Genomic DNA, 19,494 nt, shown 5'->3' on the forward strand with positions numbered 1-19,494 from the left:
GGGATGTCCTTCCCGGCGGGAAGGACATCCCGCCGGCAGGCCGTGCGAGAAGACAGCCGATGGTGCGCGGACCATAGCGGAAAGGAATGCTGCGGACGCCTTTTACAGAGCGCGTCTCACGTATTCCCGTGCGCCGCCGGGCGGGCGGGTCAGGGCAGTTTCTGCATCAGCGCGGCGGTGGCGCGGTGGCGGCTGCAGGTGCGCAGGCCGAAAGAGCGCTGTACGCGGTCGCGGACGTGGGAGGCCTGCTCCTGGCTGAGTTTGAACATGGCGTCGGCGCCCGAGACGGTGAAGCGGAACGCGCCGACGGCCGGCAGGATCCCGCGGAAGTAGTCGAGGGAGTCGGACATGTCCCAGCCGGTGCCGAAGCGGTCCTCGAAGGCGCGCACGGTGGCCTGCACCACCTGCAGGGCCTGTTCGGCGGAGGCGTCGGCGTCGATCCGTTCGATGTTGCCGCGTACGTGCACGGAGGTGAAGTTCCAGGTGGGAGCTGCCGGGGTCACCTCGTAGACGGTCGGTGACACATAGGCGTGGGGGCCGGTGAAGGCCAGGACCGCGGTGGCGCCGGCCTCCAGGGCGGCCCAGTGCGGGTTGGCGCGGTTCATGTGGCCGAGCAGGACGGCGCCGGACAGGTCGGCGTTCCAGTCGGCCCCGTCGGGGTCCGGGATCACGGGCAGGTGGGTGGCGAACGGGCCGTCGGCGTCGGTGCCGTTGCTCACCAGGAGCGCCAGCGGGTTGCCGCGGATCAGGTCGGCCATCCAGGAACCGTCCGGTTCCCGGTATGGCAGGGGAACGAACATCGGGCACCGCCCTTTCGGGTTCGGCGTGGACTGTGGCTTGTTTCACTGCCGGGAAAACTAGCCATCCTTCTTTTCGAGCCGTTATCGATCGGGCTTCGCGGGGCGGACCGTGGCGGTGTGTGCGCGGCCGGCGTCCGAAAAGAGTTCGATAACGAAAGGGAAACCCGCCCGAATAACTTCGAGGGTGTGCAGCAACTGCCCAGCGTCGAAGTGAGGCGAGAGCAATGTTCCACGTACATTCCGAGGTCGGTGCGCTGAAGCAAGTCATTTTGCACGAGCCCGGTCTGGATTTCGAGCGGCTGACCCCGGCCAACAAGGACGCGCTGCTCTTCGACGACGTCGTCTGGGTCTCCCGGGCGCGCGAGGAGCACCAGGCTTTCCAGCAGCTGCTGCGTGAGCGGGGTGTGACGGTGCATCTCCTGCACGACCTGCTCGCCGAGACGGTGAAGTCCGAGGAGGCGGTGGCGTTCGTCCTGGACCGTGTCCTGGACGAGCGCCAGCCGCACCTGGGGGCCTCGCTGGCCGGTGCGGCGCGCCAGGTGCTGACCGCGATGGGGCCCGGCGACCTGGCCACGCATCTGCTGGGCGGGCTGAGCAGGCGCGAGCTGCTGGAGGCGCTGGGCGAGCGGCGCGGCGCGGTGCGTTCGCTGGGCATGGAACTGCTGGGCGACGACGACTTCGTGCTGCCGCCGCTGCCCAACTCGCTGTTCACCCGCGACACCAGCTGCTGGGTCTACGACGGGGTCAGCGTCAACCCGATGCGCAAGGCGGGGCGCCGGCCCGAGACGGTCAACTACGAGGCGATCTACGACTTCCACCCGATGTTCGCCGAGGACGGCGTGCGGCGCTGGATCGACGGCGAGGCGATGGCGCCGGCCGCGGTCGAGGGCGGCGACGTCGAGGTGATCGGCAACCACACCGTGCTGGTCGGCCTGGGCGAGCGCACCACGCCCGCCGGGGTGGAGATCCTCGCCCGCCGGCTGTTCGAGGCGGGCTCGGCCCGGCGGGTGATCGCGGTGGAACTGCCCAAGTCCCGTGCGTGCATGCACCTGGACACGGTGATGACGATGGTGGACAAGGACGCTTTCACTCTCTTCAACGGGCTGGACCGTGCCAGGCTGCGGTCCTGGACGCTGACCGCGGGGCCCGGCCCGCTGCCCCGCGTCCGTGAGAACAAGGACCTGTTCGCCGAGATCGCCACCGCGCTCGGCCTGGACCGGGTGCGCGTGCTGCAGAGCACGCAGGACTCCTTCGGCGCCGAGCGCGAGCAGTGGAACGACGGCTGCAACCTGCTGGCCGTCGCCCCGGGCAGCGTCGTCGCCTACGAGGTCAACGAGCACAGCAACCGGATGCTCGAGGAGCACGGCATCGAGGTCCTGCGGATCAGGGGCGACCAGTTGGGCCGGGGCCGCGGCGGCCCGCGCTGCATGAGCTGCCCCATCGAACGCGGCGCGGCCTGAGCCCCGCCCCCGCACTCCCCCGCACCTTCACCCCCGGCACCCTCGCTCCCCGGCATCTTCGCTGTCTGCGCCGCCGGGCTTTCGCCCGGGCGGCCGGCACCGCCGCCGCCCCACCCACTGAGAGGAAGTGCACCGTTGTCCCAGCCCCAGGCCGTGCGTCAGGCCACCCGCCGTCACTACCTGATGTGCCGCCCCACCCACTTCGACGTCACCTATGCGATCAACCCCTGGATGGATCCCGGAAAGCCGGTCGACACCGACCTGGCGATCGAGCAGTGGGAGGCACTGAGACGGCTCTACCTGGAGCACGGGCACACCGTCGACCTGATCGAGCCCGTCGAGGGCCTGCCGGACATGGTCTTCTCCGCCAACGGGGCGACCGTGGTGGACGACCGGGTCCTCGTCGCCCGCTTCCGCCACCCCGAGCGGGCCCGGGAGGCACCCGCCTACCGCGACTGGTTCACCTCCCGCGGCTACCGTGAGGTGCACTGCGCCACCTACGTCAACGAGGCCGAGGGCGACTACATGGTGGCCGGCGACACGATCCTGGCGGGCACCGGATTTCGCACCGACCCTCGCGCCCACGCCGAACTGCGCGAGACCCTGGGCCTGCCGGTCGTCACCCTGACCCTGACCGACCCGCGGTTCTACCACCTGGACACGGCGCTCGCCGTGCTCGGCGACACCGACGTCATGTACTACCCGCAGGCCTTCTCCCCGCAGAGCCGGGCCGCCCTGCGCGCGCTGTACCCGGACGCCATCGTGGTCGGGCGCGCGGACGCGGAGGTGTTCGGGCTGAACGCGGTCTCCGACGGCCTGCACGTGTTCCTGCCCGACACCGCGACCGCGCTGGCCGAACAGCTGCGCCGGCGCGGCTACCGGCCCATCGGCGTGGACCTGTCCGAACTGCTCAAGGCGGGCGGCAGCGTCAAGTGCTGCACGTTGGAGATCCGCCACCAGGCGAAGGCCTGACCCCACCCATGACGAGGGCGCCCCGTCCTGTCCACCTCACAGCAACGCCAGCGGGAGAATATCCATGAGTGCTCGCGAAATTGACACCTACGATGTGGTTGGCATCGGATTCGGGCCGTCCAATCTGTCGCTCGCCATCTCCTTGGAGGAGCATCACGCCAACGTCCTGACCAACCCGGTGACCTCCGCCTTCTTCGAGAAGCAGCCGCAGTTCGGCTGGCACCGCAACATGCTGCTGCCGTCGGCGACGATGCAGATATCCTTCCTGAAGGATCTGGTCACCTTCCGCAATCCGGTGTCGCGGTTCAGTTTCATCTCGTTCCTGCACGCGCACGGCCGGCTCGCCCAGTTCGTCAACCGCAAGGACTTCTTCCCGACCCGCCAGGAATTCCACCAGTACCTGGAATGGGCGGAGTCGAACATGACCAACGTGGTCACCTACAGCTCCGCCGTCACCGCGATCCGCCGGCCCGAGCCCGGCTCGGGAGCCGCGCCGGGATGTGTCCAGGTCGAGATCCGCGACACCGGCGATGGCAGCGTGCGCCAGGTCAACGCCCACAACGTGGTCATCTCCACCGGCCTGCAGCCGCGGATGCCCGAGGGCGTGGAGCGCGACGAACGGGTCTGGCACAGCTCGCAGTTCCTCTCGAAGTACCGCGAGGCCGACCCCGCCCGGCTGCGCAGCGTGGCGGTGGTGGGCGCCGGGCAGAGCGCGGCGGAGATCACCAAGTTCCTCCACGCGCAACTGCCGCACGCCCAGGTCCACGCCGTGTTCCCGTCCTACGGCTACTCCATCGCCGACGACACCCCCTTCGCCAACCAGATCTTCGACGCCGAGGCGGTCGACGACTACTACCACGGCAACACCGCCACCCGTGAGGCGTTCTGGCGCTACCACCGCAACACCAACTACGGGGTGGTCGACGACGCCGACATCCGCGCGCTCTACCAGATCGCCTACGACGAGGACGTCAGCGGCACCAAGCGGCTGCACTTCCACAACCAGACGAAGGTGAAGTCCGTGGTGCGCGACCCGCACACGGCACGCGTACTGCTGCAGCGCCTCGACGGCCGCCAGCGGGAACTGGACGTCGACGCGATCGTCTTCGCCACCGGCTACGCCACCATGGACCCCACCCCCCTGCTCGGCGACCTCGACCGGCACTGCCTGCGCGACGAGGACGGCCGCCACCGGGTCACCCGCGGCTACCGGCTGGTGACCACGCCGGAACTGACCTGCGGGATCTACCTCCAGGGCGGCACCGAGCACACCCACGGCCTGACGTCGTCGCTGCTGTCGAACATCGCCGTGCGCAGCGGCGAGATAGCCGACGCCGTCGTCAAGGAACGCACCGAGCGTGAACTGGCCGCGGCCACGGCCGGGGTGCTGCAGACCGCGGACAAGGCACGCTGACCCGACACTCCCCCACCCCACCGCTCCCCTTTCCCCTTTCCTCTTTCCGCCGCACTGCGCGCGCGGCGCGCCCACGGCCCCGGGACCCACCTCCCCGGGGCCACGCGGCATGCCCGCGCACAACACGCCGTAAAACAGCGGCCGGCAACGGACACCCGGGATCAGGAAAAGGGGCGCGAAGAGCGGGCCGGGTGCCGGCGGGCGAACACGGAGGATTTCCTCCATGGCAGGCGCGGACCGGCCCCCGTAACGTCGTTGATGCCCCGCGGATTTCACAAGAAGGGGTCACTAGGGCCCAGAAGGAGGCGGCACAATGGATTCCATGGCAGGCGCGGCGGTCGCCGGGTCGGTGATGCTGAGCACGGCGGCACTGCTCGCCACGGGAATGGTCTGGGCCTCGTCGGCCTGGCAGCGCGAGCGGCGCGCCGCGGACCGCGCCGCCGCGCGGCAGGACGAGCTGCGCGGTGAACTGGCCGAGCTGGGACGCCGGGTGGGCGCTTTGCAGCGGCTGCTCGAAGGCGTCGACTGAGACGGTCGCGCGCGCGGCGCGCGGCGCGGCTGGTGCGGCGATAGCCCATCGATAAGAGCAATCTCTAGCGTCGTGTCCACAGCAGGACGCGCGGCCCCCGATCGGGCCCGCGGACCTGGCGGACATCCCTGTGGAGGCGACGCAGATGACCGGAGGCATGCAGGAGCACTCCCCCGGGCCGGCCCAGGCCCGTGAGAAGGAGACGCCGCCCGCGCGGCGCGCGGGCAGCCCGGCGGCGTTGCGGGAGCTGCTGGTACGGGCCTTGGAGGAACGGCTGTGCCTGTCCAGCCTGCCGAGCCTGTCCACCCTGCCGGGCCTGCCGGGCGAGGCGGGCCTGTCCCCGCTCTGGCCGGGGAAGTAGCGTCATGCGTCTGGTCATCGCCGAAGGCTCCGCGGTGCTGCGGGCGGGCCTGGCCCATGTCCTCAGCGTGCAGGGCCACCGGCTCGCCGCACCCGTGCAGGACGCGCGGGTGCTGCCCGCGCTGGTCGCCGAACACCGCCCGGACGTGGTCATCGCCAACGCGCGGCTCGCGCCGACCTGGAACGAGGAGGGCGTGCAGGCGTGTCTGCAGGTGCGCCGCCGCCACCCCGGCACCGGCGTGCTGCTGTTCTCGGAGCGCCCCGAACCGGGCCACCTCGCCCGCCTGTTCGCCGGCGACACGGCGGGCCTGGCCTATCTGCTGCAGGACCGGATGACCGACCCCGCGCACCTGGCCGACACCCTCGCCCGCCTCGCGGCCGGCGGCACGGTCCTCGACCCCCGCGCGGGCGGCGGCCCGGCCCCCGCCGCCGCACCCGGACTGGGGGCGTTGAGCGAACGGGAGTCGCAGGTGCTGGCGCTCATGGCGCAGGGCCGCACCAACAGCGCGATCGCCAACCGGCTGGTCGTCTCCCAGGGGACGGTGGAAAAGCGGGTCGCGGCGGTCTTCGACAAGCTCGGCATCCCGGGCAGCGCCGGCGACAACCGCCGGGTGCTCGCCGTACTGCGCTACCTCTCCGCCCGCCCGGGCACCCCCGACGCCGGCGGACCCCTGGCACCGCACATGGCGAGGCGTCCCGTACCGACCGCCGCCTGACAGTGAGGATGTTCATGAGCGTTCCTCGGCGGGGTCTGACCCACCGCCTGACTGACTCAGGGTCCTCAACGGGATCTGTCGGCCCCGGCCGAGGGACGCTCACGTGCATCCGCCGGACCGAGGGACGTGACTTCATAAGAGCCTGGCCAGAGGCCCCATCACTGTCTTGTCCGCCCTCCGGGCGCCATCCCGCCCTGTCGAATGGACAGGACGGCACAACCCACCATGGCACAGCACCGGGCCGAGGTCACCGGCGGCGTCGACACTCATAAGGACACCCACACCGCAGCCGCGATCGACTCCGCCGGCCGGGTCCTGGGTTCGGCTCAGTTCCCCACCTGTGCACTCGGCTACCGCATGCTCCTGGCCTGGCTGCGTTCCTTCGGCGCCCTGGTCATGGTCGGGGTCGAGGGCACCGGCGCCTACGGCGCCGGGCTGGCCCGTTACCTGCGCGAACACGACGTCGCGGTGGTCGAGATGGACCGTCCGGACCGCAAGACCCGCCGCTGGCAGGGCAAGTCCGACCCAGTTGACGCCGAGGCCGCGGCCCGGGCCGTGCTGACCGAACGACGTACCGGCACACCGAAGTTCCGTGACGGCGGGGTCGAGGCCCTGCGGGCCTTGCGGGTCGCCCGTCGCAGCGCGGTTCAGCAGCGAGCCGACGCCGCCCGGCAGATCAAGAACCTGATCATCACCGCGCCGGAAGGCATCCGCACCATGCTGCGGCATCTGAAGGACAAAGATCTCCTCGCCATCTGCGCGGGCTTCCGCCCCAGCCTCGACCAGGCCGGCGATCCTGTTACCGCGACGAAGATTGCGCTTCGTTCCCTCGCCCGCCGTCACCGCGCCCTTGGCCAGGAGATCGACGAACTGGACGAGCTGATAGCCCCGCTCACCCAGGCGATCAACCCGGCCCTGACCGAGCTGAACGGCGTCGGCCCGGACGTCGCTGGCCGCTGCTGGTCACCGCGGGCGACAACCCCGACCGCCTCCGGTCGGAGGCAGCGTTCGCGATGCTCTGCGGCGTCGCACCGCTGCCCGCGTCATCCGGGCGCACCCACCGACAGCGCCTCAACCGGGGCGGTGACCGGGCCGCGAACGCGGCCCTCTACCGGATCGTTCTCTGCCGCCTTCGCTGGGACCAGCGCACCCGCGCCTACATGGAACGACGGACCAAAGACGGCTTGTCGAAGAAAGAGAGCATCCGCTGCCTCAAGCGGTTCGTCGTCCGCGAGATCTACCACGTCCTGACCGCGACAAACGCCACATGCAACACCGCCGAGCGACTCACCACCGCAGCATGATGCTGCCCATCGCCTGCATCGGACGCAATGGGTTCAGGTCGCAATGAGTCTCTCCAGAAAGAACTCTCCCGTAGAGGGATAGATCAGCAGTGACTGCACTCGGTAGCGCCCATGGGGAACATCCACCTGGATCGCATCGTCCTCACCGACTTCGGCACCACGCGCTGCGGAATCCAGAAGAACGTAGTGGCCGCCCAATGCGATCTCGAAGACGTCTTGCCACCCATCCGAGCTCATGGCCTGTTCCACCGCGTCTTCCAGTCCGGCATCGTCATCACAGGAGACCCACCGGACAAAGGTCATCGTCCCATCCAGATAGGCCACCGGAAGTCCCTGCCCTCCCAGCGTGAGCACTTCCCCATGATCCGGCAGCTCGATTTTCCCGACATGCGCGGTGGACATCGTGTCTGCCTCGGTGCCGTTCCAAGCCTTCAGATACGGCGCCGGACATAGCGCGTAGTAACCGAAGTCCGTCCCATCGAGCCAGTCCACGTACGGCCACCCCAGATCTCAGCATCCATGCCCGACAACCCTCAGGACGATGGCACACAAGCCGCCGCGCCCTCCCCCGGGGGGCGCGTAGGCGTCGAAGTGCCCGGCCGCGTACGGGAAGAGCGTGGCCGGCTTCGGCACGGATCCGACCGCTGGGCGGAGGTCCGTAAAGTGCTTTGCCCGACCGGTCCGGCCGTGCCTATCGTGCGGCGACGTCACAGTGGGCGCCCGGCGATGTGGTGCCTGGATCACGGGGGCAGTCGTCGTGGGCGCTTTCGTCTGTATCAGGGGCTGGCTGGAGTGTGACGACCGGCAGCTCGTCCAGATCAGGGAGATCGCCGGATCGGACGATCCCGACCGGACGTACAGCGGCGGCTGGGCTTTTCCGCCGAGGCAGTACAACTTCGCCCACTGGGCGTTCTTCGGGGCCCAGATGCGCGCGCAGTGCGTCGACCGGTTCCTGGGGCAGCTGCGCCGTGTGGCGCGGATCCCGGCGTCCGACGACGACAACGACCGGGTCAGGGGCCTGTTCCTGGTCAGCCACGAGTGCGACGGTATGAGCGAGTGGCAGGTCCGCGACGGCATCGTGGTGCTGGGCGCCCCGAGCGGGGCGTACGGCTTCCTGGACGAGGAGAGCCGGTGGGAGGCCGCCGGCCCGGTGGACACCCCTGGTCCTCGTACGGTCCGATGTGGCTCTCCCGGCCGGACCCGTGACGTGGTCGGTGCTGCCCCGCACAGGGCATCCGCACCCGGGCACCGGTCAGCCGGTGGCGGTGGCGGTGTGGGCTGCGTGGACGAGTTCGCGCAGGTGGTCGGTGCGGGTGGTGCCGGGGACGAGGGCGACGTGCGGGCCGAGATCGAGCAGCCGGCCGATGAGGCGGGGCAGGCCGCCGGCGACCAGGGTGCCCTTGCCCAGGGGGCGGTAGGCGACGTAGGGGATGCCGGTCCTGCGGCAGTGCTCGAGGGCGGGGTCGTGGGCGTGGGCGGGGTTCATCGGGTTCTGGACGGCGGCGATGGGGGCGGCGGCGCGGGCGCGGTCGATGTCCTCGACGCTGACGCGGGACAGTCCGATGCCGCCGATCTTGCCTTCGCGGTGCAGGTCGGTGAGGGTGCCGAGCTGTTCGTCCAGGGGTACCGAGGTGTCCACGCGGTGCAGGTAGCACAGGGTCAGGCGTTCGCAGTCCAGCCGGCGCAGGGACGCCTCGACGGCGTGGCGCAGGTAGGCGGGGCGGCCCAGCGGCTCGTACGCGCCGGGGCCGGGGCGTACGAGGCCGACCTTGGTGGCCACCAGCAGGTGGTCGGGGTAGGGGTGCAGGGCCCGGCGGATGAGTTCCTCGGCGGTGTGCGGGCCGTAGGCGTCGGCGGTGTCGAGGTGGGTGATGTTGTGTTCGGTGACGGCCGTGCGCAGCAGCCGGACGGCGGCGGCGGGGTCGGGGGGCGGGCCCCAGTTGCCGGGGCCGGTCAGGCGCATCGTGCCCAGGCCGAGCCGGGAGACGGTGGTGCCGGCCAGGGTGAGTGTGCCGCCGGGCTGCGGCGCGCCCGGCTCGCGGCGTTCCGGCCGGGGGTGGGGGCGGGTGTTCATGCGGGGGCGGCGGCGGTGGGCCGGGCGGCGGTGTCGGCGGTGTCGAAGAGGGTGAGGAGGTGGGCGGCGATGTCGTCCGGGGAGCGGGTGTCGGTGGACAGGACGGTCCAGGACGGGTCGTCGGTGATCTGGTCGACGCAGAACCGGTCGAGGGCGGCGAGGCCGTCGGGGTGGGCGCGCAGGTAGGCGTTCAGGCCGTGGGCGTCGCCGTCGCGGCGGCCGGCCCGGCGGGCGCGTTCGGCCGGGGAGCAGGTCAGGTAGGCCTGGACGGTGAAGCGCGGGGCGCAGGTGCGGGCCCAGGCGTCGCTGAGGTATCCCTCGCCGGGGGTGAAGAAGGCGTTGTTGCAGTACTGCGTGAACCAGTGCCGGTCCTGGACGAGGACGGGCCCTTGGGCTGCGGTGTAGGCGCAGTCGGTGGCGAGTTCGCTGTCGAGGAGCATCTGGGCGGACTTCAGGGCGTTGAAGGGGCGCAGCAGGCCGGGGTCGGGGAAGGGGCGGCCGGTGTGTGCGCCGACGGATGCCTTGGCCCGGGTCTGCAGGGACCGGGTGGCGTCGGTGTCGCATATGTGGCAGTGGCGTTGGTGGGCCTGGTGGCCGCGTTCGCGCAGCAGGGCGGCAAGGCGGGTGGCGGTGGTGGTCTTGCCGGCGAAGTTGAGCCCTTCGAGCAGGACGCCCCGCAGGCGGGCGTGGTGCGCACTGTCCATGGTGTCGGTGTTCCTCACGCTCGGTCGGCGGCTGCGGTCAGGTCGCGGCGCAGCCGGCGCAGGATCCTGGTGTAGCGGTCGTGTTCGACGCGCAGTGACGCGTGCGGGCCGGGTGTGCCGGGCGGCTGGTAGCGGCGGGCGGCGTGGCCGCCGACGAGGGCGCGGGCCCGCTTTGCGGCGGCTTGGGTGGTGCCGGCGGCGCGGATGTAGGCGGTGACGGTGGCGGCCTGGTCGTCGAAGAGCCACCAGGCGCCGCTGTCGGGCTGGATCATGCCGACGACGAAGAGGCCGTCGTGGGCGGGGTGGAAGAGGTGCAGCGGCAGGGCGGGGTAGCGGCCGGCGGGGTGCTGCGGGAGGTCGCCGGGGGCCAGGAAGGGGAGGGAGGCGTGGTAGCCGGTGGCGTGGACGATGACGTCGATCTCTTCCTCGGTGCCGTCGGTGAAGCGGACCCGGTCGCCGCGCAGTTCGGCCACGTCGGGTTTGGAGACGACGTTTCCGTGGGCGACGTGGTGGACGAGTTCGGAGTTGAGGATGAGCCGGCCGTCCATGATGCGCCGGGTGGGGCGGGGCAGTCCGAAGCGGGCGGGGTCGCCGAAGACGCACCAGATCGCGGTGCGGCGGATCCAGCGGTGCATGAAGCGCGGGGCGCGCAGGCGTACGAACCATTCCATGACCTCGTCCATGGGCCGGCCCAGGAAGTACTTGGGCAGGTAGTGGCAGCCGCCGCGGACCGAGTGCAGGGTGCGGGCGGCGACCCGGGAGGACTCCACCGCGATGTCGGTGCCGGAGTTGCCGGTTCCCACGATCAGGACGCGTTTGCCGGTGAGCGGTGCGGGGGTGCGGTATTCGCTGGAGTGCAGGACGCGGCCGTCGAAGCGGCCGGGGAAGCGGGCGGGCCGGGGGTCCCAGTGGTGTCCGCAGGCGACGACGACGCCCCGGTACAGGCTGGTGGTGCCGTCCTCGAACGTCACCGACCAGGCTGTGCCCGCGGGCCGCACGCGGTTGACGGCGTGGGCGTAGCGGATGTGTGCGGGCAGGTGGTGGGCGTGGGCGTAGTCGGTGAGGTAGGCGAGTGCCTCGCGGTGTCCGAGGAAGTCCTGGGCGCTTGCCGGCATGGGGAAGCCGCGGAAGGCGCTGAGCCGTTTGGAGGAGATCATGCAGGTGGAGCGGTAGACGGCGCTGCCGGGCCGGCCGTAGCGCCAGATCCCGCCGAGGCTGTCGTGGCGTTCGACGATCTCGAAGGGCAGGCCGGCGTCGCGGAAGTTCTTGGCGGTGGCCAGGCCTGCCGGGCCGGCTCCGATGATGCACCAGCGGTCGGTGCGGTCCTCGGCGCGCACCGCTCCGCTCGGCGGGGCTGTCACGTGGCCGACCGCCGATCCGCCCCCGCCCCCGCTCCGGCTCCGGCGCCGGCGGTGGGGCGGGCGGGCCGGAGGGCGGTGGCGGCGTCGAGGCGGGCGAGGACCGCGTCGGTCATCTCCTGCGGGGAGAAGCGGTCGGAGTGCAGTACCAGCCAGTCGGGGCGGTCCTTTACGAGTGCGGTGGTGAAGGTCTCCAGTGCGGCGACGTCGTCGAGGTGGCGGCGCAGGAACGCGCCCAGGGGGTGTTTGGCGCCGTCGCCGTCGCGGGCGGCGGCCCGCCGCCGGCGGGTGGCGGCGTCGCAGGTCAGGTAGACCTGCACGGTGAACGTGGCGGCGCGGGAGGCGGTCCATGCCTGGCTGAGGTAGTCCTGGCCGGGGGTGAAGTAGGTGTTGAAGGCGTGCTGGGCGAGCCAGTAGCGGTCCTGGACGAGGAGGGTGCGGGGGTCGGGCGGCTGCCGGTGGAACAGGTCGGTGTCCAGGACGAGTTGGGCCGAGCGGCGGCTGTTGAAGCGGCGCCAGGTTGGCGGGTGGCGAAAGCCGTGGTGGGGGGCGGTGGCGAAGACCGCCAGCGCGTCGTCGAGGAGCAGGCGTACGAGGGGGTCGGGGGTCAGGGTGGCGTGCCCGGCGCGCACGCTCGCTCCGCGCCGGCGCAGGGCGTGCGTGACGTGGCGGGCCAGGGTGCTCTTCCCGCTGTACTCGTGGCCCTCGATGAGCACGCCGGGCACGGGCGGTCTGTCCATGGGGCTCTCCTGCGGGGATCGGGCCCGCGGGCCGGCGGGGTCGGCGGATCGGCGGGGTCGGCGGATCGGCGGGGTCGGCGGATCGGCGGGGTCGGCGGATCGGCGGGGTGGCGGATCGGCGGGGGCGGCGGGGTGGCGGGGGTGGGCTGGTCAGGGGGTGAGGTCGCGGGCGGTGGCCGCGAGGACCTCGTGGTCGAGGGGGAACATCGGGCAGGGCGGGATGTCGGCGATCGGGAACCAGGCGGCGGGCTGGCCGCTTTCGGGGGTGAGGGGGGCGGCGGGGTCGGCGGTGAAGGCGTAGGCCAGTCCGTAGATCCGTTCGGTGGGGTGGCGGCTGCCGAGCAGGGTGACCGGGTCGGGCAGCAGCGGCTCGGGGTGGGTGCCGGTCTCCTCGGCGACTTCGCGGCGGGCGCCGTCCAGGGGGGACTCGCCGGCCTCCAGGCGTCCGCCGGGGCTGAGCCAGCCGAAGCGGGGGTGGGAGACCAGGAGCGTCGCGGTGAAGTCGGGTGAGAAGACCCAGCCGGCGACGATGACGTCGCCGTCGGGTGCGGCGGTGCCCTGCGCGCCGCGGGTGAGCAGGGCGCGGGCGCCGTAGGGGTCGCGGCGGGCGGCGCCGGCGGCGGCCGCCAGGTCCGGCAGGGCCCGCGGCAGGCGGATGTGCTCGGCCATGCTCACGCACCGCCGCGGGCGGGCAGCAGGGGGGCGGCGTCGGCGCGGTGGGTGTAGCGCTCGCGCAGTTCACGCAGGAGTTCGACGGTGCGGACGGGGGCGGTGCCGGCGGCGGTCTCGTCGGCGAGCATGATGCCGGCGGTGCCGTCCCTCAGCAGGTGGCTGACGTAGGCGAGTTCGGAGCGGTGCGGCAGCCAGCCGGCGGACAGGCTGGTCAGCAGCTGGGTGCCGACGATGAGGGGGCATCCGGCGGCGGCGGTGGAGGTGCGCACGCGCTCGCACAGGTCGAAGAAGTCCAGTGCTCCGCAGTCCAGGAGCAGGTCGCCGCGGCCCAGCAGGACCGCGTCGGCGCAGGCGGCGATCTCGTCGATGGCGTCGGCGCCGGCCCGGGTCTCCACCTTGGCGATCACCGGCAAGGCGGTGCCGGTCGTGTTCTCGGCCATGAGGGCGCGGGCCTCGCGGACGCTGCCGGCCGACTCGACGAAGGAGATGATCACGGCGTCGAAGACGGATCCGGGCAGGGTGCGCAGGGCGGCGCGGTCGGTGTCGGTCAGGGCGCAGGAGGGCACGTTCTTGCCGGGCAGGGCCACGCCCCGGCGTTTGCCGAGGTATCCGGCGGTCAGGGGGGTGGCCAGGCAGTAGCCGGCTTCGACGTGGTCCACGCGCAGGGCGTCCTCGCCGTCGCCGATGAGGAGGGTGTCGCCGGGGTCGATGCGGCCGGAGAGGTCCGTGCCGGTCAGTCCCAGGACGGGCACCTCGCGGTGGACGTCGGAGGCGACGGGGGTGAAGTGCAGCTGGATCTGGGCGACGCCGCCGAGGGAGAACTGGTCGTCGTTGGTCAGGCGGGTCTTGGCGCCGGGCAGGTCCAGCAGCAGCTGCGGGGTGCGGCCCAGGCCCGCGGCGGTCGCGGACACGTGGGCGGCGAGGCCGGCGAGGTCGGCGAGCGGTGCCTTCGACGCCGGGAAGCGGAAGGCGTCCGCGCCCGCCTTGACGACCTGCTCGAGGACGTCGGGGGGCTGGGTGGCGGGGCCGAGGGTGACGACGATGGCGGACATGGGGCCTCTCTGCGGGCGGAGCACGGGGGGCGGACGCCCGCCCCCCGTGCGGGAGAAGGGGGCCGGGCGGGGGCTGCGGTCACGCGGCGGGGATGCGGCTGGGGAACAGGGGGGCGGGTGCGGAGCCGGTTCCGTAGCGTCGGATCAGGGCGCTCGCCAGGTCGACGGTGCGCAGGGGTGCGCTGCCCACCGTGGTCTCGGTCGCCAGCATCAGGCCGTCGACCTCCTTCTCGATCAGGTGCGAGAGGTAGGCCAGTTCGGAGCGGTTGGGCAGCCAGCCCTCGGACAGGCTCGGCAGGAGCTGGGTGCCGACGATGAGGGGGCGGCCGGCTTTCTGGGTGTGTTTCATGACGTTCTTGCCGAGGTCGTAGAAGTCGAGTTCGCCGGCGTCCAGGAGGAGGTCGCCGCGGCCCAGCAGCACGCCGTCGGCGGCGCGGGCGAGTTCGGCGGCGCGTTCGGCGCCGGCCCGGGTCTCGATCTTCGCCAGGAGCACGGGGGCCGGGCGGCTGTCCCGGCCGCCGGCCGCGATCAGCTGCCGGGCCTGTTCGAGGGTGTCGGTGTCCTCGACGAAGGAGATGACGACGCCGGAGAACACGCTGTCCGAGAGGGACTTCAGGGCGAGGGTCTCCGCGTCGCCGAGCGCCTGGTAGGCCTGGGGTTTGCCGTGCAGGCTGATGCCCTTGTGGCGTCCGACGTCGCCGTGGGTGAGCGGGCGGGTCACGCAGCCGTCGGCGGTGCACGACTCCACGCGCAGCGCGTTCTCGCCGTCGCCCAGGACGAGGACGTCGCCGGCCTCGATGTAGGGGGCGATGGCCATGCCGGTGGTGCCGATCCGGGCGTGGGCGCCGTCCCGTACGGCGGGGGCGGGGGTGAACAGGACGTGCAGGCGCTCGATCCCGGCGAGCGGGAAGAAGTCCTCGTTGGTCAGCCGGGTCTTGGCGCCCGGCAGGTCCAGCAGCAGGTCGACGGGCCGTCCCAGTCCGGCGGCGATGCGGGCGGTGTGCGCTGCCTGGGCGGCGAGTTCGCCGGCGGAGAACTTCGAGGCGGAGAACCGCAGGGCGGACACGCCGCGGTCGATGGCCTCGCGCAGGGTCTGCGTCTCGAGCAGGGCCGGGCCGATGGTGGCGATCAGGCTTGTCATGTGTGGTGTCCCTTGCCGGGCCGTCAGTGGGCGCGTGTGAAGAGTGTTCCCTGGGACCAGATGAGGCGGACGCGGCCCCATTGCATCGCCGAGCGGACGTCGGGGAAGAAGCCCGAGCCCTTGAAGTTGGCGCTGGTGTTGCACAGCAGCGGGATGCCGCTCAGCTCGTGATAGTGCGTCAGCAGGTCGAAGACGGCCTCGTTCTGGGCGCGGTTGACGGTCTGCAGGCGGGCGGTGCCGTCGAGGTGGCACACCGCCGGGATGCGGTCCGTCCATTCCTCGCGCACCTGGTGGTCGAAGAGCATGTACGGGTCGGGGGTGCCGGGCGAGAACACGCCGGGGGCGTGCTCCTCCAGGCAGATCGGGGCGACGGGCCGGTAGAACTCGCGGTCCTTGGCCTCGTTGAGGAGGTCCTTCGTCTTCGCCTGGCCCGCCGGGGCGAGGATGCTGCGGTTGCCCAGCGCCCGCGGGCCGATCTCGGCGCGCCCGTTGAGGAAGACGACCGGTTCGCCCGTGTCGTGCAGCAGCCGGGCCAGCTCGCGCAGGTCGCAGGCCTCTTCGTGCCAGCCGGGCAGCGGGGCGGACTCCTTCAGGGCCGGGCCCGCGTACACGTCCCACTCCAGTGCGGCCGGGCCGCCCTGGGTGAACATCGCGGCGCAGGCGGTGCCGATGGAGCTGCCGGAGTCGTTGGGGAAGGGCGGCACCCACACGCTGTCGAAGACGGCGCTGTCGCGCAGGGCGCTGTTCCATTTGATGTTCAGTCCGCAGCCGCCGACGACGACCAGGTTGCGGTCGGGGAAGCCGGCCTGCGCGGTCTTGTCCCGCACGCCCTGAACGAGCCGGTCGCTGAGGGCGCGGTGCAGGGAGGCGAGCATGTCGGCGGGCTTGACGCCGTCCAGCGCCACGTTCTTCTTGATCTTCTTGAGGATCTCGATGCCGTTGCCGACCTGGTAGAAGCGGTCGTCGGCCTCCCGGCCGGCCAGGACCTCGGCGAACGCGGTGTCGATGGTGGCATCGATGTGCTCGACGGCGTCCTGGCGGGCCTCGCCCAGCGCGATGTAGGCCATGATCTTGCCGGCCAGGCCCAGGATGTGCGGGTACTCGATCGGCTCGTCGAACGGCGCGAAGAGCTGGCCCAGCTGCAGGTAGGAGTCGCCGATGACCGGCATGAGCGGTCCGCAGCTGGTGACGGCGCGGGTGGCGCCGTCGACGTAGTAGAGGAAGGGGAACATCCAGCCGTCCCAGCTCAGGACGTAGGAGCCGGCTCCGGCGCGGGCGAAGGGGCTGGCGCAGTAGCCGGAGGCGACGTGGCCGGCGTAGTGGGTGAAGCTCAGGTAGGGCAGGTCCTGCAGGGTGTGGGGGTAGGCGCGCAGCAGGTCGTCGTCGAGCAGGCCGCGCCGGTAGGGGGCCAGGACGGTCTCGAACTCCTGGCCGTGCCACGACTGGATCTTGTGGGTCTTGTACCAGCCGTCCAGGACGAAGTGGTCGATGTCTTCGGGCCGATAGCCGTGTTCGGCGAGCAGCTCGAAGACGGTGGCGAAGTCCTTGATCTTGGCGTAGCGCTGGTTGTTGCCGAGTTTCTCCATCTCGGTGGAGAAGACGAGGCGGCCGTCCTCGATGAGGGCGACGCCGCCGTCGTGGGTGGTCTTGACACCGCAGATCAGCATCGGGGGTTCTCCTGGGCTCGGGGGGTCAGTCCTGGGGGCGGCGGGCGCGGAAGTCGATCACGAAGCTCTCGACGTCCTCGTGGTCGCGCAGGATGTCCCGGGTGATCTCGATGCGTTCGGGGAAGCGGGAGCGCACCCGTACCAGCGGCTGCTCGATCCGGTTGAGGCCGATGACCTTGTTGTCCGCCTCGATCTGGAAGATGAAGTCGTCGGCCCAGTCGAGGTGGGCGAAGAGCGGGATGTAGCGCTCCATCCGCTGCACGGCCTCTTCGCGGCTGTAGCCGATGAACTCGATGGCGGGCATGGCGTCTCCTTGTCGTCGAATGCCGGGGCGGCGCGCGGTCCCGCCCCCCTTCGGGCAGGCGGGCGGGGGGCGGGGCGGTGGTGCCCCCCTCTTCCTTTTGCGGGGAGGTGTGGGGCGGGGGTCAGGCGACGGTGTCGCAGCGGCCGGAGGGGGCCGCCCGCGCGGTGCGCTCCAGGGCGGGGCAGCGCCGCAGGATCGCGGCGTGCAGGCGGTCGGCGTCGCGCAGGGCGGCGTGCAGGCTGTCGCGGCCGGCGGCCGCGCACGGTGCGCGCAGCAGGGCCAGGGCGCGGGTGCTGTCGGGTGCGCCGATGTGTTCCTGGTGCAGGCGCAGCAGCCGCGGGTGCCAGTGGCCGCGCGGGTTGGTCTCGCCGGCCGTGGCGAGCAGCGCGGCCAGCAGTTCGCGGGCGCAGGCGCCGAGCATCCACGCGGCGTCCTCGCTGTCGCCGCGCTCCAGCAGGCTGTCGGTGTGGCGGCGGCGGGCGGTGTAGCGGCGCAGGTGGATGGCGGCGAGGTGGTGGTGCAGGTGGTCCAGGTCCAGGCGTTCACGCCACAGCTGTGCCTCGGAGGCACCGGCCAGGACGTCCGCGCCGCGCAGGTCGTGCAGGAGTTTGCGGGTGCCGATGTCGAGGCGGGGCAGGTGGGCGTGGACGGCGGGCAGCCGTAGCGCCAGGGCGAGGTGGGAGACCGTCTCGGCGATCGCGGTCAGTTCCTGGCTGGTCCAAAAGCCCAGGCGGACCGGGGCGTTGCCGCCGACGCGGTAGGTGCCCCAGCGCATGGCGCCGACGGTGGCGGTGATACCGCGCGGCGGCCGGCCGGGGCCGATGAGCAGCAGCTGGGGCGGGGCGTGGGGGTCGCGTCCGTCGACGGCGGGGCCGACGGCGAGCAGCACGTCGGAGGGCCTGATCAGAGGGGCGATGTGCTGCGCCGTCACTTTCGCCTCACCGCCGCGCGGGGCCTGCGTTGTCGCGTCCGCCTCGCCGCCGTGCAGGGTCTGCGTTGTCGCGTTCGCCTCGCCGCCGTGCAGGGTCTGCGTTGTCGCGTTCGCCTCGCCGCCGTGCAGGGTCTGCGTTGGCGCGTTCGCCTCGCCGCCGTGCAGGGTCTGCGTTGTCGCGTTCGCCTCGCCGCCGTGCAGGGTCTGCGTTGTCGCGTTCGCCTCGTCACTGTGCATGGCCTGCCCCTACCGGTGCGGGGGTGGGGCGGGCGGGGGTGAGGTGGAGGGTGCGCAGGGCGCGGGTGGCCGGGGTGCGGCTGAGCCGGGCGAGGCCGGCGGTGGCGAAGCCGAGGGCGAGGCGGAAGACGGCGTGTCCGGGTGCCTGTTCGCGATCCGGCTGGAACACCCAGGCCTGGCCGACGTCCTGGGGTGTCCAGGCGGCGAGGGCGGGGTGCAGGGTCTCGGGGACCAGGGACAGCGCGCTGACCGCGTAGCGCAGCAGGGCCAGGCAGCCCAGCAGTTCCAGGCGGGCGCTCTCGTCGTCGGTGGGCGGGCGGCCGAAGTAGCGGGCCAGGAAGGCGTCGGTGCCGGCCGGGCTCAGGCCGAGCGCGTCGGCGGCGGTGGCGACGTCGAAGAGGGGGTCGCCGGGGCCGACGTGGTCGAAGTCGATCAGCCAGGCGCGGTCGCCGTCGAAGAGCATGTTGCCGGGGTTGAGGTCGTTGTGGCAGAGGGTGTGTTCGGTGTGGAGGGTCGCCAGGGCGGCCCGCAGACGGTCGAAGGCGCGCAACGCCTCGCCGAACAGGGCGAGTTCGGGACGGAGCTCGGTCAGGCGGGCCACGCTCTCGCCGGCCTCCCGGCGTTTTCGGGCGTAGAGCCTGACGGGGCTGTCCCAGGGCAGGGTGTGCAGGCGGGCCAGCAGGCCGGCCACCGACAGGGCCTGGGCGGGGCCGGCCGGGCGCACCGGATGGCCCTGGACGCGGTCCATGACGAGTACGCCGCCCTCGGGGTCGGCGTGCCGGACGGCCGGCGCGATGCCCTGCTCGCCCAGCAGCCGGGCGGCGGCGAACTCGACGGCGACGGCCTCGCGTTCGTAGGCGCCGGCGTCGATCAGGCGGACCACGTACTGCTCCGGGTGGCCGGGCCAGCTCAGGGCGTAGGCCTGGGCCCACGCGGTGGGGGTTTCGGGGAAGGGCTCGGTCAGGGGCGCCGCGCCCGGGTTCAGGGCGTGCGCGATCGGTGCCAGTCTGCGGTCCTGGGACACGGCTGTCCTTACGTCTGGTCGGGCGCGGGCGGTCG

At 72.1% G+C, this 19,494-nt stretch carries 19 protein-coding genes and 1 pseudogene; 7 read left to right on the plus strand and 13 right to left on the minus strand.

The genetic code is table 11. The features are described 5' to 3' along the window. Positions 1-149 precede the first annotated feature (149 nt). A complete protein-coding gene (locus ACWCQK_RS38850) occupies positions 150-800 on the minus strand; it encodes an FMN-binding negative transcriptional regulator (protein WP_451163468.1) in 651 nt (216 codons plus the stop codon). A 224-nt stretch (positions 801-1,024) separates the two neighbouring features. Here ACWCQK_RS38850 and ACWCQK_RS38855 point away from each other — a divergent pair, with 224 nt between their 5' ends. From ACWCQK_RS38855 to ACWCQK_RS38885, 7 genes and pseudogenes are all read left to right on the plus strand, one after another. Next, positions 1,025-2,260, plus strand: a complete 1,236-nt coding sequence (locus ACWCQK_RS38855) for an arginine deiminase (protein ID WP_451163470.1) — start codon at positions 1,025-1,027, stop codon at positions 2,258-2,260. 153 nt (positions 2,261-2,413) lie between these two features. Continuing rightward, positions 2,414-3,232: a dimethylargininase gene (gene ddaH / locus ACWCQK_RS38860; protein WP_451163519.1), complete on the plus strand. Its 819-nt coding sequence runs from the start codon at positions 2,414-2,416 to the stop codon at positions 3,230-3,232. Positions 3,233-3,296: 64 nt separating this feature from the next. Continuing rightward, positions 3,297-4,646, plus strand: coding sequence for a lysine N(6)-hydroxylase/L-ornithine N(5)-oxygenase family protein (locus ACWCQK_RS38865; RefSeq protein WP_451163472.1), 1,350 nt, complete (start codon positions 3,297-3,299; stop codon positions 4,644-4,646). A gap of 313 nt (positions 4,647-4,959) precedes the next feature. Then, positions 4,960-5,175 carry a hypothetical protein gene (locus tag ACWCQK_RS38870; protein WP_451163474.1) on the plus strand — a complete coding sequence of 72 codons (216 nt, stop codon included), beginning with the start codon at positions 4,960-4,962 and terminating at the stop codon, positions 5,173-5,175. A gap of 145 nt (positions 5,176-5,320) precedes the next feature. Then, entirely contained in the window at positions 5,321-5,536 is a 216-nt protein-coding gene (locus ACWCQK_RS38875) for a hypothetical protein (RefSeq protein ID WP_451163476.1), read from the plus strand. Positions 5,537-5,540: 4 nt separating this feature from the next. Then, on the plus strand, positions 5,541-6,251 hold the full coding sequence (locus ACWCQK_RS38880) for a LuxR C-terminal-related transcriptional regulator (RefSeq protein ID WP_451163478.1): 711 nt from the start codon (positions 5,541-5,543) through the stop codon (positions 6,249-6,251). A gap of 201 nt (positions 6,252-6,452) precedes the next feature. Further along, positions 6,453-7,555 (plus strand): annotated as a pseudogene (locus ACWCQK_RS38885) (IS110 family transposase). A gap of 33 nt (positions 7,556-7,588) precedes the next feature. On the opposite strand, the gene ACWCQK_RS38890 reads toward ACWCQK_RS38885, so the two are convergent. The 12 genes from ACWCQK_RS38890 to ACWCQK_RS38945 all read right to left on the minus strand — a co-directional run bounded on the left by ACWCQK_RS38890 (position 7,589) and on the right by ACWCQK_RS38945 (position 19,459). Further along, complete coding sequence (locus ACWCQK_RS38890; protein ID WP_451163480.1) at positions 7,589-8,047, minus strand: Imm21 family immunity protein; 459 nt, start codon at positions 8,045-8,047, stop codon at positions 7,589-7,591. 760 nt (positions 8,048-8,807) lie between these two features. After that, positions 8,808-9,629 (minus strand): aldo/keto reductase, encoded by an 822-nt coding sequence (locus tag ACWCQK_RS38895; RefSeq protein ID WP_451163482.1) that lies wholly within the window; start codon positions 9,627-9,629, stop codon positions 8,808-8,810. Next, the gene (locus tag ACWCQK_RS38900) at positions 9,626-10,333 is read right to left on the minus strand and encodes a hypothetical protein (RefSeq protein WP_451163484.1); all 708 of its coding nucleotides are present in this window, start codon (positions 10,331-10,333) and stop codon (positions 9,626-9,628) included. Before ACWCQK_RS38900 ends, ACWCQK_RS38895 begins: the two co-directional genes overlap by 4 nt. A 14-nt stretch (positions 10,334-10,347) precedes the next feature. Beyond that, positions 10,348-11,694 (minus strand): flavin-containing monooxygenase, encoded by a 1,347-nt coding sequence (locus tag ACWCQK_RS38905; protein ID WP_451163486.1) that lies wholly within the window; start codon positions 11,692-11,694, stop codon positions 10,348-10,350. Next, positions 11,691-12,431, minus strand: a complete 741-nt coding sequence (locus ACWCQK_RS38910) for a hypothetical protein (protein WP_451163488.1) — start codon at positions 12,429-12,431, stop codon at positions 11,691-11,693. The genes ACWCQK_RS38905 and ACWCQK_RS38910 overlap by 4 nt, the downstream gene beginning before the upstream one ends. A 150-nt stretch (positions 12,432-12,581) precedes the next feature. After that, positions 12,582-13,100, minus strand: a complete 519-nt coding sequence (locus tag ACWCQK_RS38915) for an NUDIX domain-containing protein (protein WP_451163490.1) — start codon at positions 13,098-13,100, stop codon at positions 12,582-12,584. 2 nt (positions 13,101-13,102) lie between these two features. After that, positions 13,103-14,155 (minus strand): pyruvate kinase, encoded by a 1,053-nt coding sequence (locus ACWCQK_RS38920; protein WP_451163492.1) that lies wholly within the window; start codon positions 14,153-14,155, stop codon positions 13,103-13,105. A 79-nt stretch (positions 14,156-14,234) separates the two neighbouring features. After that, positions 14,235-15,296, minus strand: coding sequence for a pyruvate kinase (locus ACWCQK_RS38925; RefSeq protein ID WP_451163494.1), 1,062 nt, complete (start codon positions 15,294-15,296; stop codon positions 14,235-14,237). A 23-nt stretch (positions 15,297-15,319) separates the two neighbouring features. Then, on the minus strand, positions 15,320-16,963 hold the full coding sequence (locus ACWCQK_RS38930) for a carbamoyltransferase N-terminal domain-containing protein (protein WP_451163496.1): 1,644 nt from the start codon (positions 16,961-16,963) through the stop codon (positions 15,320-15,322). A gap of 25 nt (positions 16,964-16,988) precedes the next feature. Beyond that, the gene (locus ACWCQK_RS38935; protein ID WP_451163498.1) at positions 16,989-17,267 is read right to left on the minus strand and encodes a hypothetical protein; all 279 of its coding nucleotides are present in this window, start codon (positions 17,265-17,267) and stop codon (positions 16,989-16,991) included. Between the two features lie 121 nt (positions 17,268-17,388). Beyond that, positions 17,389-18,435, minus strand: a complete 1,047-nt coding sequence (locus ACWCQK_RS38940; protein WP_451163500.1) for a hypothetical protein — start codon at positions 18,433-18,435, stop codon at positions 17,389-17,391. Beyond that, positions 18,425-19,459 carry a phosphotransferase gene (locus ACWCQK_RS38945; RefSeq protein ID WP_451163502.1) on the minus strand — a complete coding sequence of 345 codons (1,035 nt, stop codon included), beginning with the start codon at positions 19,457-19,459 and terminating at the stop codon, positions 18,425-18,427. The genes ACWCQK_RS38940 and ACWCQK_RS38945 overlap by 11 nt, the downstream gene beginning before the upstream one ends. Positions 19,460-19,494 lie beyond the last annotated feature (35 nt).

It is taken from the genome of Streptomyces sp. NPDC002306, from assembly GCF_053593435.1.

What these genes read in the sequence shown, in the direction of transcription:
- ACWCQK_RS38930 (WP_451163496.1), bottom strand. Translation starts at nt 16,963, where the DNA reads ATGCTGATCTGCGGTGTCAAGACCACCCACGACGGCGGCGTCGCCCTC.
- ACWCQK_RS38855 (WP_451163470.1), top strand. Translation starts at nt 1,025, where the DNA reads ATGTTCCACGTACATTCCGAGGTCGGTGCGCTGAAGCAAGTCATTTTG.
- ACWCQK_RS38880 (WP_451163478.1), top strand. Translation starts at nt 5,541, where the DNA reads ATGCGTCTGGTCATCGCCGAAGGCTCCGCGGTGCTGCGGGCGGGCCTG.
- ACWCQK_RS38920 (WP_451163492.1), bottom strand. Translation starts at nt 14,155, where the DNA reads ATGTCCGCCATCGTCGTCACCCTCGGCCCCGCCACCCAGCCCCCCGAC.
- ACWCQK_RS38900 (WP_451163484.1), bottom strand. Translation starts at nt 10,333, where the DNA reads ATGGACAGTGCGCACCACGCCCGCCTGCGGGGCGTCCTGCTCGAAGGG.
- ACWCQK_RS38915 (WP_451163490.1), bottom strand. Translation starts at nt 13,100, where the DNA reads ATGGCCGAGCACATCCGCCTGCCGCGGGCCCTGCCGGACCTGGCGGCC.
- ACWCQK_RS38935 (WP_451163498.1), bottom strand. Translation starts at nt 17,267, where the DNA reads ATGCCCGCCATCGAGTTCATCGGCTACAGCCGCGAAGAGGCCGTGCAG.
- ACWCQK_RS38865 (WP_451163472.1), top strand. Translation starts at nt 3,297, where the DNA reads ATGAGTGCTCGCGAAATTGACACCTACGATGTGGTTGGCATCGGATTC.
- ACWCQK_RS38940 (WP_451163500.1), bottom strand. Translation starts at nt 18,435, where the DNA reads ATGCACAGTGACGAGGCGAACGCGACAACGCAGACCCTGCACGGCGGC.
- ACWCQK_RS38875 (WP_451163476.1), top strand. Translation starts at nt 5,321, where the DNA reads ATGACCGGAGGCATGCAGGAGCACTCCCCCGGGCCGGCCCAGGCCCGT.
- ACWCQK_RS38850 (WP_451163468.1), bottom strand. Translation starts at nt 800, where the DNA reads ATGTTCGTTCCCCTGCCATACCGGGAACCGGACGGTTCCTGGATGGCC.
- ACWCQK_RS38895 (WP_451163482.1), bottom strand. Translation starts at nt 9,629, where the DNA reads ATGAACACCCGCCCCCACCCCCGGCCGGAACGCCGCGAGCCGGGCGCG.
- ACWCQK_RS38925 (WP_451163494.1), bottom strand. Translation starts at nt 15,296, where the DNA reads ATGACAAGCCTGATCGCCACCATCGGCCCGGCCCTGCTCGAGACGCAG.
- ACWCQK_RS38910 (WP_451163488.1), bottom strand. Translation starts at nt 12,431, where the DNA reads ATGGACAGACCGCCCGTGCCCGGCGTGCTCATCGAGGGCCACGAGTAC.
- ACWCQK_RS38870 (WP_451163474.1), top strand. Translation starts at nt 4,960, where the DNA reads ATGGATTCCATGGCAGGCGCGGCGGTCGCCGGGTCGGTGATGCTGAGC.